Below are 15,041 nucleotides of genomic sequence, written 5' to 3' on the forward strand. Positions count from 1 at the left end.
GGTTGCCCGCTCAGCTTAGTGACCTGCGGATGCGCCCTGCCCGGGCGGGTCGGAAGACGAGCAACGCGACCTCCAGGTCGAGCCTGTCGGCGGCGATCTCGCGTCCCCGGCGTTCGACGGCGCGCTGCACCCGGTACTTCACGGAGTTCGGATGCATGCTCAGCTCGTGCGCCGCCGCCTTGTAGCCGCCGCCGTGCCGCAGGAACACCGCGAGCGTCTCCCTCAGGCGGGCGTCGGACTCGGTGTCGGCGGCCAGATCGCCGAGGACGTCGCGCGCCCAGGCCTGCGCTGCCGCCGGGTCCGTGCCCATGAGGGCAGCGACCATCACCCCCGGATCCCCCGCGAACCGCGCACGGCCTGCGGCGGCCTCGTCCCCCACGGAGCGCCGCACGGCCACGGCCTCCCGATGCGAGCGGCGGAAGCCGTCGAGGCCCGGACGGACGCTGCCGAAGACGACCAGCGCACCGTCGGACGACGAGGCCCGCACGTGCTCGCGAGCGCGCTCCACCGCGAGCCCGGGGTCGGCGACGGGGAGCCACCCCCAGACCGTGCGCTGATCGGCGGCGACGAACAGGGGCGCCTCGACGGGACCGACGGCGGCGGCCAGCTCCCGGACGTAGGCCTCGAGGCGGTCGACCAGATCGTCGCCGTCACGGACGTCCGGCAACGAGGCGATGAGCGCGAGGTGGTGGCGGCGCAGCGGATAGCCGATGGAAGCGGAGGCCTCGTCGACGTCGACGGCCTCGGTTCCCGCGAGCAGTTCCCTGGCGCGGGCCACCCGCGCGCTCGATCTGCCCTGCATCCAGCGATCGCGCTCCCGCTGGTAGGCCGTGATGACGGCCTCGATCACGGTGTCGGAGTACGCGAAGGACCACTGCGTGATCCAGCCCGACGCCGAGAGTTTGCCCTCCGCGTCGAGATCCGTTCCGCGCACCACGTCGTGCATCTCGCCGACCATGACGCCCTGCCCCAGGCGGTAGGCCCGGACCAGTGCGGTGAGCGGGAGACCGCGCTGCGCCAGCAGCCGCGGGTACTCCATGGCGGCGAGCGGGGCCTCGACGCCGCCGGGGTCGATGCCGAGGAGCATGGCGTGCAGCACGGTCTCCACGTTGCCGGCGACGCTCGCGGCGAGCGCCCGCTCGATCGCGGCGTCGCCCCGCAGGTCGGGGATCTCGGCGAGGATCACACCGGTCATCCGGTCCGCGAGCGCGCGCCGGTCCAGATCGCCGAGGCTGCCGAGCACGGCGACGGCGATCGGGTCGTCCATCGCGCGCGACGACTGTCTTCGTTCCACGGACTCAGGATATGCCGCACTCTCGTCCGATCAGAGAGGTTCTTTCGTCTCCGGAAGACGAAGCCGACGGCGAACTTGGTCGCGGCGAGACGGGGTGACCGCCGTCACACCTGTCGTACGGTTCTTCCACCCACCACACGAGGAGATCCCCGTTGAGCACCACGCAGACCTTCGCCACCCTGCCCGACACCCGTGCCGCCGAGGCACCCGCCGCCCCCGCCGTCGCCGACGACGACCTGGCTTTCGACAACACGGCCTTCCTCGACGCGGTACGCCGGGCGGCGTCCGCTCTGCGCGCCGCCGGCGTCGGCCGCGGCGATGTGGTCGCGGTCCGCCTGCCCAACACCGCGGTACTGGTGGTCGCGCTGTTCGCGAGCTGGCGCCTCGGCGCCGCCGCCACACCGATCAATCCGTACCTCACCCCCGCGGAAGCGGGCTTCCAGGTGACCGACTCCGCGGCCCGCGTCGTGATCTCGGCGGACGGCGTCGAATTCGACGGTGCCGTGACCCTCACCCCGGAGCAGCTGCTCTCGGCCTCCCCCGACGACGCCGAGCCCGCCTCCGCCGCCGAGGATCTCGCGCTCCTGATCTACACCTCCGGAACCACCGGTAAGCCCAAGGGCGTCATGCTCGACCACGCGAACCTGACGGCGATGTGCGAGATGTCCAGCGCGGCCTTCGACTTCACCGCCGACGAACACAGCCTGCTGATCCTGCCCCTGTTCCACGTCAACGCGATCGTCGTCTCGACGCTCAACCCGTTGCGCGGCGGCGGCCGCATCACGATCGTCTCCCGGTTCGATCCGCGCACCTTCTTCGACCGTCTCGAGTCGACCGGTGCCACCTACTTCTCGGCGGTCCCCACGATCTACACGATGCTGCTGGGCCTGCCGCCCGAGGTGCGCCCGGACACCTCGCGGATGCGCTTCGCGATCTGCGGCGCCGCGCCGGCCAGCCGGGAACTGCTGCAGGGCTTCGAGGCCCGCTACGGGTTCCCGCTCGTCGAGGGATACGGCCTGTCGGAGTGCACGTGCGCCGCCACCGTCAACCCCCTGCACGGCGTGAAGAAGGTCGGCACCGTGGGCCTCCCGCTCCCCGGCCAGCGACTGAAGATCGTCGACGGCGCGGGCGCCGAGGTCCCCGTCGGCGAGGCCGGGGAGGTGATGCTCGCCGGGCCGAACATCATGCGCGGCTACCTGAACCGTCCCGAGGAGACGGCGAAGACCGTGGTGGACGGGTGGCTGCGCACCGGCGACGTGGGCGTACTCGACGCCGACGGCTACCTGACGCTCGTGGACCGCGCCAAGGACATGATCATCCGCGGCGGGGAGAACATCTACCCCAAGGAGATCGAGTCCGTCGTCTACGGGCTCGACGGGGTCGCCGAGGCCGCCGTGATCGGGCAGCCGGACGCCAAGTACGGCGAGGTCCCCGTGCTGTACGTCGCCCCCGCCACCGTCGACCCGGACGCCGTTCTGGCGCACACCGCCGCGCACCTCGCCAAGTTCAAGCAGCCCGTCGCCGTGACCGTCGCCGACACCCTGCCGAAGAACCCCGTCGGCAAGATCGACAAGCCCGCCCTGCGTCGCCTCGACGCCGCCCTCTGACCACCGAACGGAGAAGACCGACATGGGATTCCTGCAACCCGCCTTTCCTCCCGTCGACCCGGAGGAGTTCCTCGCCCGACCCATCCGGGAGCGCGTGAAGTACGCGACCCAGCACTGGGTGGACAACGGTTTCGGCAGCGCCTGGGGCATCTACCTCGTGTACATCGTCAAGCTGATGGTGCTGTTCGCCTGCGGCGGCGTGCTCGCCGCGACCGCCACGTCGGGCCTGCACTTCTGGGAGGTCGGGCAGTGGTGGAACCAGCCCGTCGTCTACCAGAAGCTGGTGCTGTGGACGACGCTCCTCGAGGCCATCGGCATCGCCGGTGCGTGGGGACCGCTGACCTTCAAGATCAAGCCGATGACCGGCGGGATCCGGTTCTGGGCGCGCACCGGCACGATCCGGCTGCGCCCGTACGCCTGGGTCCCGCTCACAGCGGGCACCCGCCGCACCGGGATCGACGTGGCGCTGTACCTCGGCCTGTTGCTCAGCCTGGTGGTGGGCATCGCGCTGCCGGGCGGCTCGGTGGGCGACTCCCCGTCGCCGTTGCTGCCGCCGTGGTCCATGATCGCGCCGATCGCGCTGTTGATCCTGATCGGACTGCGGGACAAGACGATCTTCCTCGGTGCGCGCGGCGAGCAGTACCTGCCCGCCATGATCATGTTCGCCCTGTTCCCGCTGCTGTCCTTCGCCACGATGATCGTGGGCCTCAAGCTCCTCATCGTCGCGGTCTGGGTGGGCGCCGGACTGTCGAAGATCGGGCGGCACTTCATCATGGTCATCCCCGTGATGGTCTCCAACTCGCCGTGCATGCCCTTCAAGGGATTGCGCCGCGCCCACTACCGCGATGCGCCGCACGATCTGCTGCCCTCGAAGCTGTCGCGGTTCATGGCGGAGGGACTCGGCACGTTCGTCGAGATCGCCGCACCACTGGTCCTGCTGTTCTCCGTGAACCGGACGCTCACCGTGGTCTGCGCCGTCTTCATGGTGTGCTACCACCTGTTCATCATCTCCACCTTCCCGCTGGCCGTGCCGCTGGAGTGGAACCTGCTGTTCGCCTACACCGCCGTCTTCCTGTTCGTCGGCTTCCCCGCGCAGGACGGCTTCTCGGTGCTCGACATGTCGCCGGCGTGGCTGGTGCTGCCGACGGTGGCGGCGCTGGCCTTCTTCCCCGTGCTCGGCAATCTGCGCCCGGACAAGGTCTCCTTCCTGCCCTCGCTGCGGCAGTACGCCGGGAACTGGGCCACGGGCATGTGGGCCTTCGCGCCCGGCGCCGAGGCGAAGCTCGACCGCGTCCAGCGCCCCGTGCACAACACCGTCGACCAGTTCGTGGCCTTCGGGATCGAGCGGCAGTGGGCGGAGGTGCTGCTGGAGAAGGGGCTCGGCTGGCGAGCACTGCACAGCAACGGCCGCGGCCTGTTCTCGATGATGCTCCGGCACGTGCCCGACGTGGAACAGCGCACGCTGCGGGAGGGCGAGCTGGTCTGCAACACGCTGATCGGCTTCAACTTCGGCGACGGGCACCTGCACGACGAGCGGCTGATCGCCGCGGTCCAGGAGCAGGCGCGGTTCGAACCGGGCGAGGTGATCGTGGTCTGGGCCGAGTCCCAGCCGGTGACGCGGATGACTCAGGACTTCAAGATCATCGACGCCGCGCTCGGCGTGATCGCCCGCGGCCGCTGGAACGTGACCGACTGCGTGAGCAGCCAGCCCTGGCTGCCCGACGGTCCCGTCCCGAGCACGATCACCTGGACCTCCGACCCCGTCCGATTCCCCGTAGGCTCGTCCCTATGACCACCGGCACCGTGATCGGCGGCGGCCCCAACGGGCTCGCCGCCGCCATCACCCTGGCCCGCGCGGGCGTGGAGACGACTCTGCTCGAGGCGGGCGACACCGTCGGCGGCGGGCTGCGGTCCTTCGAGGCGATCGTCCCCGGGCTCGTCCACGATCACTGCGCGGCCATCCACCCGATGGCGGTGGGCTCGCCGTTCCTCGCGACGATCGACCTGGAGCGGCGCGGGCTGCGCTGGCGGTCCGCGGACATCGAGTGCGTGCACCCGCTCGACGACGGCTCCGCTGGGGTGCTGCGGCGCTCCGTCGCCGACACCGCCGCGGGCCTCGGGGCCGACGGTGCCGCGTGGCGCGCGCTGTTCGAGCGGCCCGTGCGGAACTTCGACAAGATCGGCCCGTCGATGCTGGGCCCTCTGCTCCGCGTCCCGCGGCATCCGCTGGCACTGGCCGGATTCGGAGCACCGACTCCGCTCCCCGCGGCGGCCCTGGCGCGCGCCTTCCGCACGCCCCAGGCACGCGGACTCTGGGGCGGCGTTGCGGCGCACACCTTCCGGCCGTTGCACGAGCCGATGAGCTCCGCGATCGGCAAGGGCATGCTGACCGCCGGCCATCGCTTCGGGTGGCAGGTCGCCGAGGGTGGATCCGGAGCCATCGCCGCGGCGCTGCTCGCCGAGTTCGAGGATCTGGGTGGCAGGGTGGAGACCGGTGCGCGGGTGACGGCGGCGAATCTCCCCTCTGCCGACGTGACGCTCTTCGACCTCGACCCGCACCAGGTGGCGACGATCCTCGGCGCACGACTGCCGGCGCGTGTGCGCCGCGCCTTCACCCGATTCCGGTACGGGCCCGGCGCGTTCAAGGTGGACTTCGCCGTCGAGGGCGGTGTGCCCTGGACCAATCCGGACGCGCGGCGGTCGAGCACCGTCCACCTGGGCGGCGACTTCTCCGAGATCGCCGCGTCCGAGAGGACCATCGCCGCCGGCCGGATGCCCGACCGCCCTTTCGTGCTCGTCGGACAGCAGTACCTCGCCGACCCGAGCCGCAGCGTGGGCGATGTGCACCCCGTCTGGTCCTACGCCCACGTCCCGAACGGCTTCGCGGGCGACGCCGCCAAGGCGATCATCGCCCAGATCGAACGCTTCGCGCCCGGCTTCCGGGAGCGGATCGTCGGCACCGCGGTGTGCTCGACGACCGAGATGTCGCGCTACAACGCGAACTTCATGGGCGGCGACATCAACACCGGCTCCAAGGACCCGCTCCAGCTCGTCTTCGGCCCGCGCATCACCCTGCAGCCCTACGACCTGGGCGTACCCGGCATGTACATCTGCTCGGCCGCGACCCCGCCCGGACCGGCCGCGCACGGCATGTGCGGCTTCCACGCCGCGAGCCGCGCACTCGCGAAGCTGTAGTCGCGGCCGGTCCGAGGAGGGCGAATCGGGCTACTTCTCCGTGATCGTCGGCGGCAGTCCGACGATCGACTCGCACTCCTGCGCGGCGCGCTTCGCCGTGGGCGTCTGCGCGCCGCCGCTCCACCCGCTCGCCCGGTCGTAGCCGGGATCGGTCACGCCCTTGGCCGCAAGGCACTGGGCGAACGTCACCGACCACTGGTCGTAGCGATCCCAGAAGGCGGCGTCGCGGACGGGCGGCCCGGGCGCGGGGCTCGGCTCGGCCTGCGCGACCCCCACCGCCGGGGCGAGGATCGCGCCGCTGAGGGCGAGCACTGCGAGCACGTGGCGCGGTGTGGTGATCTTCGACATGCGTTCTCCTTCGGTCGTTCCCGTGCACGGCATTCGGTGAATGCCGACGTGAACGAACGTAGGAGGGCGCTGTCGCGAGGGGCTCTGCGTCAGGTCACAGCATCGTCGCAGCTGCGCACCGGAGGCTACTGCGCGGCGTACGCCGGCTCGCTGCGGAACCGGGAGACCCGTCCATCGATGCCGCAGATCCGCCACATGAGCTTGCTGAGCGGGTTCATCAGGCCGCACTTCTCGGCCATCATCCGGACGTCGCCGAAGACGTCGCGCTTCATCTGCTGCGACTCGGGCGAGCGCCAGAAGATGTCCTTCTTCACCGACCGCGGGATGTCGAAGGTGTCCCAGAACTGCTTGGGCGGCATCATGATCATGGTGACCATGACCCGCATGGTGATCGGCAGCATGAGGGAGAGCACGAGCCGCGGGAACCGGCCGCGGGTGGGGATACGGTGCTCGAGCAGCTGATGCGCGAAGCCGATGTGGCGCGCCTCCTCCGCAACGTGGATCTGCATGATCGAGCTCATCGCCGGGTGCTGCTCCGAACCCGACCGCAGGAACTGCTTCTGCAGATGATCGATCGGCTCCTCGCCGCCGAGGACCATCATGTAGAAGTACAGCGGCGTCATGGTCGCGAAGAGCGGCACGATCGGCGAGATGCGGCGCAGGAAGGCGCTGCCGCCCGGCACGTCCATGCCCACGCGGTTCACGAACTCCTGGAACATCAGCGTGTGCTGGCACTCCTCCTTCGCCTCGTGCGTGGCGTAGCGGAACTCCGGCGAGTTGTTCGGCAGGGCCGCCGTGTACTGCATGATCCCGCGGATCAGCATCGACTCGAACTGCAGGCCCACCTTCGCGACGTTCGCCTGGCGCCACATGCCGATCTCGATCTGCTTCGCCAGCGGCTGCGCCTGGTACCACGGGTGGCGGCCGATCGGATCGAACCGGGAGTCGCAGACCCACCGCGGATCATCCGGGACGATCGCCAGCTCGGGCGCGTCCCAGTCGATGTCGATGTACGGGTCGAAGTTGCGCCGGACCGAGGCTTCGGAGAGGTCGGTCAGGGTCTGCTCGTACTCCGCCTGCCCGGGGAACGGGATCCCCTGAGTGCGTCCCATGTGCGTGAGGGCCAGTCGCATCCACGTCTCGCTTCCGTCCGCGGCCATCGTCGTCGTGATAGCCGTTTCGAAGCACTCTATCACTATCAATCAGCAGTGCTGGTTTCTTCGGCGCCGGACTAGAGGTAGGACAGGATCAGCACAACGACGGCGAAGCCGAGCATGCCCAGGCAGTTCACCCAGAACGTCGAACCCAGGAACCGCGCCCGCACGTGCGCCACCGCGGCACAGACGAAGTAGGCGATCACGCCGACGTTGGCCGCGGCGCCGACACCCGGGTAGTGGAGCCCGGCCAGGAGCCCCGCCACCGCGACCAGTTTGATCACGACGAGGATCCACCACCAGTCGCGCGGGAACCGGACACCGTCGAGGCAGTCCCGGATGAAGGCGGGCGGACGCATCGACAGCAGCGCGTCGCCCAGCAGGACGGCGGCGAGCGCGACGGTGAGCCAGGGCCAGTGCGGTGTGTCGATGAAACCTGTGGTCATTGCGAAACCCCTTCTCCCAGAATCTGTCCGATAGCGTCGACGAGACGCTCCGCCGCGGTCTCCCGCGTGATCGCACCGCCCGAGGTGGCGAACAGCAGGCCGATGTAGACGAAGTAGAGGGTGCGGGCCGCGGCGCCGGGATCAGCGCTCCCCGCGGCGGCGAAGACCTGCTCGAAGTCGGCCCGCAACTCGTCGCCGAGGTCGCCGAAGGTCCGCGAGCGATGCTTGCCGCGCGCGAGAACGGCCGCGTACTCGCGGGAGAGGTCACCGTCCGCGTTGAAGTACGCCACGAAGGGCGCGACGAGCGCCATCAGTCGCGCGGTCGCCTCGCCCGGGGTCAGTCGCGGCAGCACCGCGGAGGGCTCACGCCGGGCGTGCACCGCCGCGATCCAGTCGTCGATGATGGCGATGAGGAGCGCATCCTTGTCCCCCACGCCCATCACCGTGCCGACGCTGACGCCCGCCTCGGCGGCGATCCGACGCACCGTCGTCGCCGCGTAGCCGTCCGCGCGGAACAGTGCATCCGCCGCGGCGAGGACGCGCGCCCGAGTTCCAGCCTTGGCCTCCGCCCGTGATTGAACAGGTTCACTGAACATGTTCAGTACGGTACGTCGTCGCCTCCGGACACGCAAGAGCCCCGTCGGACACCGGTCCGACGGGGCTCTGCGGTGATGCGGTGAGGACCTAGGCGGTCTCGGTGATCGGGCGATCGACCCAGCTCATCAGGTCGCGCAGCTTCTTGCCGGTGACCTCGATCGGGTGCTCGGCGTTCTCCTTGCGAAGAGCCTCGAGCTCCTTGTTGCCGCCCTCGACGTTCGCGACGAGACGCTTGACGAAGGTGCCGTCCTGGATGTCCGTGAGGATGTCCTGCATGCGCTTCTTCGTGTCGGCGTCGATGACGCGCGGGCCCGAGAGGTAGCCGCCGAACTCCGCGGTGTCGGACACCGAGTAGTTCATGCGTGCGATGCCGCCCTCGTACATGAGGTCCACGATGAGCTTGAGCTCGTGGAGGCACTCGAAGTAGGCCATCTCGGGGGCGTAGCCCGCCTCGACGAGCACCTCGAAGCCGACCTTGACGAGCTCCTCGGTGCCGCCGCAGAGCACGGCCTGCTCACCGAAGAGGTCCGTCTCGGTCTCCTCCTTGAAGGTGGTCTTGATGACGCCGGCGCGGGCGCCACCGATCGCGGCGGCGTAGCTCAGGGCGAGCGCCTGGCCGCCTCCGGTCGGATCCTGGTCCACGGCGATGAGGGCGGGAACACCCTTGCCGTCGACGAACTGGCGGCGCACCAGGTGGCCGGGGCCCTTCGGGGCGACCATCGCGACGGTGACGTTGGCCGGGGCCTCGATCAGCTTGAAGTGGATGTTCAGGCCGTGCCCGAAGAACAGCGCGTCGCCGTCCTTGAGGTTGGGCTCGATGTCCGTCTTGAAGATCTCGGCCTGCGCGGTGTCGGGCGCGAGCAGCATGATCACGTCGGCCCACTCGGAGACCTCGGCGGGCGTGCCCACGGTCAGGCCCTGCTCCTCGGCCTTGGCCCGCGACTTCGAGCCCTCCTTGAGGCCGATCCGCACGTCGACGCCGGAATCGCGCAGGCTCAGCGAGTGCGCGTGGCCCTGCGAGCCGTAGCCGATGACCGCGACCTTCTTGCCCTGGATGATGGAGAGGTCGGCGTCCTCGTCGTAGAACAGTTCGATTGCCACTGTGGTTCGGTGTCCCTTCTGGTTTTTTGCAGTAGTTAAGTTAGCGGGTCGCGGTGATCGACTTGGGACCGCGTCCCAGCGCGATCACGCCGGACTGCGCGATCTCACGGATCCCGAAGGGATCCAGGACCGCGAGCAGCGCGTCGAGCTTGTCCGGCGTACCGGTGGCCTCGATGGTCACCGAGTCGGGCGAGACGTCAACGATCTTGGCACGGAACAGGTCGACGGTGTCGGTGACCTGGCCGCGCGTGGTCGCGTCCGCGCGCACCTTGATGAGCATGAGCTCGCGGGCCACGGACGACGCCGAATCCTGTTCGACGATCTTGAGGACCGAGACCAGCTTGTTCAGCTGTTTCGTGACCTGCTCGAGGGGCAGCTCGTCGACCGTCACGACGATCGTCATCCGGCTGACGCCCTTGAGCTCGGTGCCGCCCACCGCGAGGGATTCGATGTTGAAGCCACGGCGGGAGAACAGGGACGAGACGCGGGCGAGCACGCCCGGCCGGTCCTCGACCAGGACGCTCAGCGTGTGCGTGGTGCTCACTTCTGCTCCTCCGAACGCTCCATCGCGGCGTGGATGACGGCCGGCTCGTCGGCCGCGTCGTCCTCGTCGAACAGCGGACGGATGTCCCGTGCCGCCATGATCTCGTCGTTGCTCGTGCCCGCGGCGACCATCGGCCACACCTGGGCGTCGGCGCCCACGATGAAGTCGATCACCACCGGACGGTCGTTGATCTCCCGCGCCTGCGCGATCACGGCGTCGACGTCCTCCTCGCGCTCGCACCGGAAGGACACGCACCCCATGGCCTCGCCGAGCTTGACGAAGTCGGGGATCCGCATCGAGTGCGTCGACAGGTCGGTGCTGGAGTAGCGCTGCTCGTAGAACAGCGTCTGCCACTGGCGGACCATGCCCAGGTTGCCGTTGTTGATGACGGCGACCTTGATGGGAGCACCCTCGATGGCGGCGGTGGCGAGCTCCTGATTGGTCATCTGGAAGCAGCCGTCACCGTCGATCGCCCAGACCTCCTTCTCCGGCGCGCCCATCTTGGCACCGAGGGCCGCGGGGACCGCGTAGCCCATGGTTCCGAGACCGCCCGAGTTCAGCCAGGTGCGCGGCTTCTCGTACTTGATGAACTGCGCGGCCCACATCTGGTGCTGGCCGACGCCCGCGCAGTAGATCGCATCGGGACCGGCCGCGGCGCCGAGGCGCTCGATCACGTACTCGGGGCTCAGCGCACCGTCGGACTCCGGCTTGTAGGCCAGCGGGTAGGTCTTGCGGATCCCGTCCAGGTACTCCCACCACACGCTGAGGTCCGGGGCCGCGATGGTTGCGCGATCCTCGGAGATCGCGGCGATCAGCTCGGTGATGACCTCCTTGCAGTCGCCCACGATCGGGACGTCCGCGAAGCGGTTCTTGCCGATCTCCGCCGGATCGATGTCGGCGTGGATGACCTTGGCGTCCGGCGCGAAGGAGTCCAGCTTGCCGGTGACGCGGTCGTCGAAGCGTGCCCCCAACGTGACCAGCAGGTCGGAGCGCTGCAGCGCGGCCACGGCGCCGACGGTGCCGTGCATGCCGGGCATGCCCATGTGCTGCTGATGGCTGTCGGGGAAGACGCCGCGGGCCATCAGCGTGGTCACGACCGGGATGCCGGTCAGCTCGGCCAGCTTGAGCAGTTCCTCCGACGCCTCCGCCTTGAGCACACCGCCACCGACGTAGAGCACCGGCGACTTCGCCGCCGCGATCAGGCGCGCGGCCTCACGGATCTGCTTGCCGTGCGGCTTGGTGACGGGACGGTAGCCGGGCAGGTCGATCTGCGGCGGCCACGAGAAGACGGTGTCCTCCTGGAGCACGTCCTTCGGGATGTCGACGAGCACGGCGCCGGGGCGGCCGCTCTGCGCCAGGTAGAAGGCCTCGGCGATGACGCGCGGGATGTCGGCCGCGTCGTAGACCAGGAAGTTGTGCTTGGTGACGGGCATCGTGATGCCCGAGATGTCGGCCTCCTGGAAGGCATCCGTGCCGATCAGCGGGCGGCCGACCTGGCCGGTGATCGCGACGATCGGCACCGAGTCCATCTGCGCGTCGGCCAGCGGCGTCACGAGGTTGGTCGCGCCCGGGCCGGAGGTGGCCATGCACACGCCGACCTTGCCGGTGGCCTGCGCGTAACCGGTGGCGGCGTGGCCGGCGCCCTGCTCGTGCCGCACGAGGACGTGGCGGACCTTCTTCGAATCGAGGAGCGGGTCGTAGACCGGAAGGATGCATCCGCCCGGAATGCCGAAGACCGTGTCCACGCCGATCTCCTCGAGCGAACGGACCACCGACTGCGCGCCGGTGACGCGCTCGGGGGCCACGACGCGGGCGCCATCGAGGACGCTGTGCGCGACGTCGTTGACGACGTGCTGCTTCGAGGCGGCGGAATGCGCGCCGGGGATCCCGGCGCCGGGCTTACGGGCCCCGGGCTTCTGCCCTGGGTGGGGCCGAGCTGTAGGTGCGCTCACGATGTGACCTTCTCACCACTCATGCGGTGCTCTGCTCTAGGGACGTATCGGCGGGCGGCGTTGTCCGAGGACTATTCGGGCAACAAAAAACCCCCGTCAGCGGTAGCTGAGCGAGGGTAGCGCGTCGATGCTGGTGTGAAACGGCTGCAACCGGTTCAGGCGACGACGCGCCGACCGATTACGAGGAGCTGGTAGCTGTGTTTCACACCAGTGAAACTAGGCGCTGGTGTGCAGTCGCGTCAAACCAGTGAGCCACCTCGTCTCAGATATTGGGATTCGCGTGCCGCGTGCGACAATGCGTGTTATGAGCGAGCGTCCCGCGAAGCAGTCGAGCACGACCGGCACCACCCGCACCGTGACCACCGACCACACGTCGGACACCGCCGTGCCGATCGCCGCCGGCGACCGCGTCGTCTTCAAGCACCCGCGCATCGCACTGCTCGGCGTCGCACTGTTCGCCGTCTGCCTCGCCCCCATCGTCGGGCCCTGGACCCTGGGCCGCTCCGTCGACGGCGCGTCCGCGGGTGCCGGCGCGGCGATCCTCGGCTGGGCCCTCCTGATCGTGCCGGTCCTGCTCGCGCTGTGGGTTCTGCGGGTCCGCACCGTGATCGGCCCCGACGGTGTGCGGTCCGTCCGGGTCCTGGGCGCGACCACGATCGGATGGGACGACATCGCAGGCATTAGAATCGGACGCAACGGTGCGGTGTACGCAGTCCGCACCGACGGTTCCGAGGTGCGACTACCCGCCGTCACCATCAGCCAGCTCCCCCGCGTCGCGGTCGCCTCGGGCGGCCGGATCCCCGACGTCACCGCGGAATAAATCCCGCAGGACGGGCCTTTCCCCGTTCACGGGGAGCCCGTCTCCTCCACCAGCCCGCACGATACGAAGATCCGAGGCGAGAAGCACATGCCACCGCTCCGCTCACGCACCACCACCGTCGGACGAGAAGCCGCCGGGGCCCGCGCCCTCTGGCGCGCCACCGGAATGACCGACGACGACTTCGGCAAGCCGATCATCGCGATCGCCAACTCCTACACGCAGTTCGTGCCCGGACACGTGCACCTGAAGAACGTCGGCGAGATCGTCGCGGAAGCTGTCGTCGCGGCGGGCGGCGTCGCGAAGGAGTTCCACACGATCGCCGTGGACGACGGCATCGCGATGGGCCACGGCGGCATGCTCTACTCGCTGCCGAGTCGCGAGATCATCGCCGACTCGGTCGAGTACATGGTGAACGCGCACACCGCCGACGCGCTGGTCTGCATCTCGAACTGCGACAAGATCACCCCCGGCATGCTCAACGCCGCGATGCGCCTGAACATCCCCACCGTCTTCGTCTCCGGCGGCCCCATGGAGGCCGGCACCTCGGTGGTCATCAACGGCGTCGTGCGGCCCGGCACCGACCTGATCGACGCGATCTCGGCGTCCGCCGACAGCAACGTCAGCGACACCGAACTGCTCGAGGTGGAGCGCTCCGCATGCCCGACGTGCGGCTCGTGTTCGGGCATGTTCACCGCGAACTCGATGAACTGCCTCACCGAGGCGCTCGGCCTGTCGCTGCCCGGCAACGGATCGACGCTGGCCACCCAGACGGCCCGCCGCGACCTGTTCACCCGTGCCGGTGAGCTGATCGTCGACATCGCGAAGCAGTACTACCAGAACGACGACGAATCGGTGCTCCCCCGCAACGTCGCCACCCGCGAGGCCTTCGAGAACGCGATGGCGCTCGACGTCGCGATGGGTGGCTCGACGAACACGGTGCTGCACATCCTGGCTGCGGCGCAGGAGGGCGAGATCGCCTTCGACCTGCACGACATCGACCGCATCTCGCGGAACGTGCCGTGCCTGGCGAAGGTGGCGCCGAACTCGCCGAAGTACTACATGGAGCACGTGCACCGGGCCGGCGGCATCCCCGCCATCCTGGGCGAGCTGAACCGCGCCGGGCTACTCAACACGAACGTCCGCCCGGTGCATTCGCCGTCGCTCGAGGCCTACCTCGCCGATTGGGACATCCGCGGGGGCACCGCCACCGACGCGGCGATCGAGCTGTTCCACGCCGCTCCCGGCGGGGTCCGGACCACCGAGCCCTTCTCCACGTCGAACCGCTGGGAATCGCTCGACACCGACGCCGCGGACGGCTGCATCCGCGACAAGGAGCACGCCTACACCGTCGAGGGCGGTCTGTGCGTCCTGCGCGGCAACATCGCCCGCAACGGAGCGATCCTCAAGACGGCCGGCGTCGACGAGTCGCTGTGGCAGTTCCAGGGCCCGGCGCGCGTCGTCGAGAGCCAGGAGGACGCCGTCCACGCGATCCTGTCGAAGGAACTGCAGAAGGGCGAGGTCCTCGTGATCCGCTACGAAGGTCCCGCCGGCGGCCCCGGCATGCAGGAGATGCTGCACCCGACCGCCTTCATGAAGGGCACCGGGATGGGCAAGTTCTGCGGCCTGGTGACCGACGGCCGGTTCTCCGGCGGGTCGTCGGGCCTCGTCATCGGCCACGCCTCTCCCGAGGCGGCGTCGGGCGGCGACATCGGCCTCGTCGAGGACGGCGACGAGATCCTCATCGACGTCCACTCCCGCACGCTGAAGGTCCTCGTCGACGACGACGAGCTCGCGCGCCGCCGCGCCAAGATGGAGGCCTCGGAGCGCCCGTGGCAGCCCAAGGACCGGCAGCGCACCGTCACCACGGCGCTGCGCGCGTACGCGGCCCTGGCGACCTCGGCCGACAAGGGTGCGGTCCGGCAGGTGCCGTAGGCCCGTCACGCACGAACGCCCGGCGCTCCCTCGCGGGAGGCCGGGCGTTCG

General features: G+C 69.6%; 13 protein-coding genes. 5 read left to right on the top strand and 8 right to left on the bottom strand.

The features are described from left to right. Positions 1-10: 10 nt before the first annotated feature. Entirely contained in the window at positions 11-1,294 is a 1,284-nt protein-coding gene (locus FK268_RS02350; RefSeq protein ID WP_146430717.1) for a PucR family transcriptional regulator, read from the bottom strand. 152 nt (positions 1,295-1,446) lie between these two features. Between FK268_RS02350 and FK268_RS02355 the strand changes: the two genes are divergently transcribed. The 3 genes from FK268_RS02355 to FK268_RS02365 are packed head-to-tail and all read left to right on the top strand — an operon-like array spanning position 1,447 to position 6,096. Then, entirely contained in the window at positions 1,447-2,901 is a 1,455-nt protein-coding gene (locus FK268_RS02355; RefSeq protein WP_146430719.1) for a class I adenylate-forming enzyme family protein, read from the top strand. Positions 2,902-2,923: 22 nt separating this feature from the next. Continuing rightward, entirely contained in the window at positions 2,924-4,693 is a 1,770-nt protein-coding gene (locus FK268_RS02360; protein WP_146430721.1) for a DUF3556 domain-containing protein, read from the top strand. Then, positions 4,690-6,096, top strand: a complete 1,407-nt coding sequence (locus tag FK268_RS02365; protein WP_146430723.1) for a phytoene desaturase family protein — start codon at positions 4,690-4,692, stop codon at positions 6,094-6,096. The genes FK268_RS02360 and FK268_RS02365 overlap by 4 nt, the downstream gene beginning before the upstream one ends. 30 nt (positions 6,097-6,126) lie before the next feature. Here the strand turns inward: FK268_RS02365 and FK268_RS02370 are convergent, their stop codons facing one another. The 7 genes from FK268_RS02370 to FK268_RS02400 form a co-directional block, all read right to left on the bottom strand. Beyond that, on the bottom strand, positions 6,127-6,444 hold the full coding sequence (locus tag FK268_RS02370; protein ID WP_146430725.1) for a hypothetical protein: 318 nt from the start codon (positions 6,442-6,444) through the stop codon (positions 6,127-6,129). 125 nt (positions 6,445-6,569) lie between these two features. Further along, entirely contained in the window at positions 6,570-7,577 is a 1,008-nt protein-coding gene (locus tag FK268_RS02375) for an AurF N-oxygenase family protein (RefSeq protein ID WP_146431835.1), read from the bottom strand. Positions 7,578-7,675: 98 nt separating this feature from the next. Continuing rightward, positions 7,676-8,044, bottom strand: a complete 369-nt coding sequence (locus tag FK268_RS02380) for a DoxX family protein (protein WP_146430727.1) — start codon at positions 8,042-8,044, stop codon at positions 7,676-7,678. After that, a complete protein-coding gene (locus FK268_RS02385) occupies positions 8,041-8,640 on the bottom strand; it encodes a TetR/AcrR family transcriptional regulator (protein ID WP_146430729.1) in 600 nt (199 codons plus the stop codon). The genes FK268_RS02380 and FK268_RS02385 overlap by 4 nt, the downstream gene beginning before the upstream one ends. 88 nt (positions 8,641-8,728) lie before the next feature. After that, entirely contained in the window at positions 8,729-9,742 is a 1,014-nt protein-coding gene (ilvC, locus tag FK268_RS02390; RefSeq protein WP_146430731.1) for a ketol-acid reductoisomerase, read from the bottom strand. Positions 9,743-9,782: 40 nt separating this feature from the next. After that, complete coding sequence (ilvN, locus tag FK268_RS02395; protein WP_146430733.1) at positions 9,783-10,286, bottom strand: acetolactate synthase small subunit; 504 nt, start codon at positions 10,284-10,286, stop codon at positions 9,783-9,785. Further along, positions 10,283-12,238, bottom strand: a complete 1,956-nt coding sequence (locus FK268_RS02400; protein WP_146430735.1) for an acetolactate synthase large subunit — start codon at positions 12,236-12,238, stop codon at positions 10,283-10,285. Before FK268_RS02400 ends, ilvN begins: the two co-directional genes overlap by 4 nt. A gap of 304 nt (positions 12,239-12,542) precedes the next feature. Here FK268_RS02400 and FK268_RS02405 point away from each other — a divergent pair, with 304 nt between their 5' ends. Continuing rightward, positions 12,543-13,058, top strand: coding sequence for a PH domain-containing protein (locus FK268_RS02405; protein ID WP_158636017.1), 516 nt, complete (start codon positions 12,543-12,545; stop codon positions 13,056-13,058). A gap of 87 nt (positions 13,059-13,145) precedes the next feature. Beyond that, positions 13,146-14,990, top strand: a complete 1,845-nt coding sequence (gene ilvD, locus FK268_RS02410; protein ID WP_146430739.1) for a dihydroxy-acid dehydratase — start codon at positions 13,146-13,148, stop codon at positions 14,988-14,990. The last annotated feature ends 51 nt before the right edge of the window (positions 14,991-15,041 follow it).

The sequence above is a fragment of the Tsukamurella sputi genome (genome assembly GCF_007858445.1).
Classification (GTDB): Bacteria; Actinomycetota; Actinomycetes; order Mycobacteriales; family Mycobacteriaceae; genus Tsukamurella; species Tsukamurella sputi.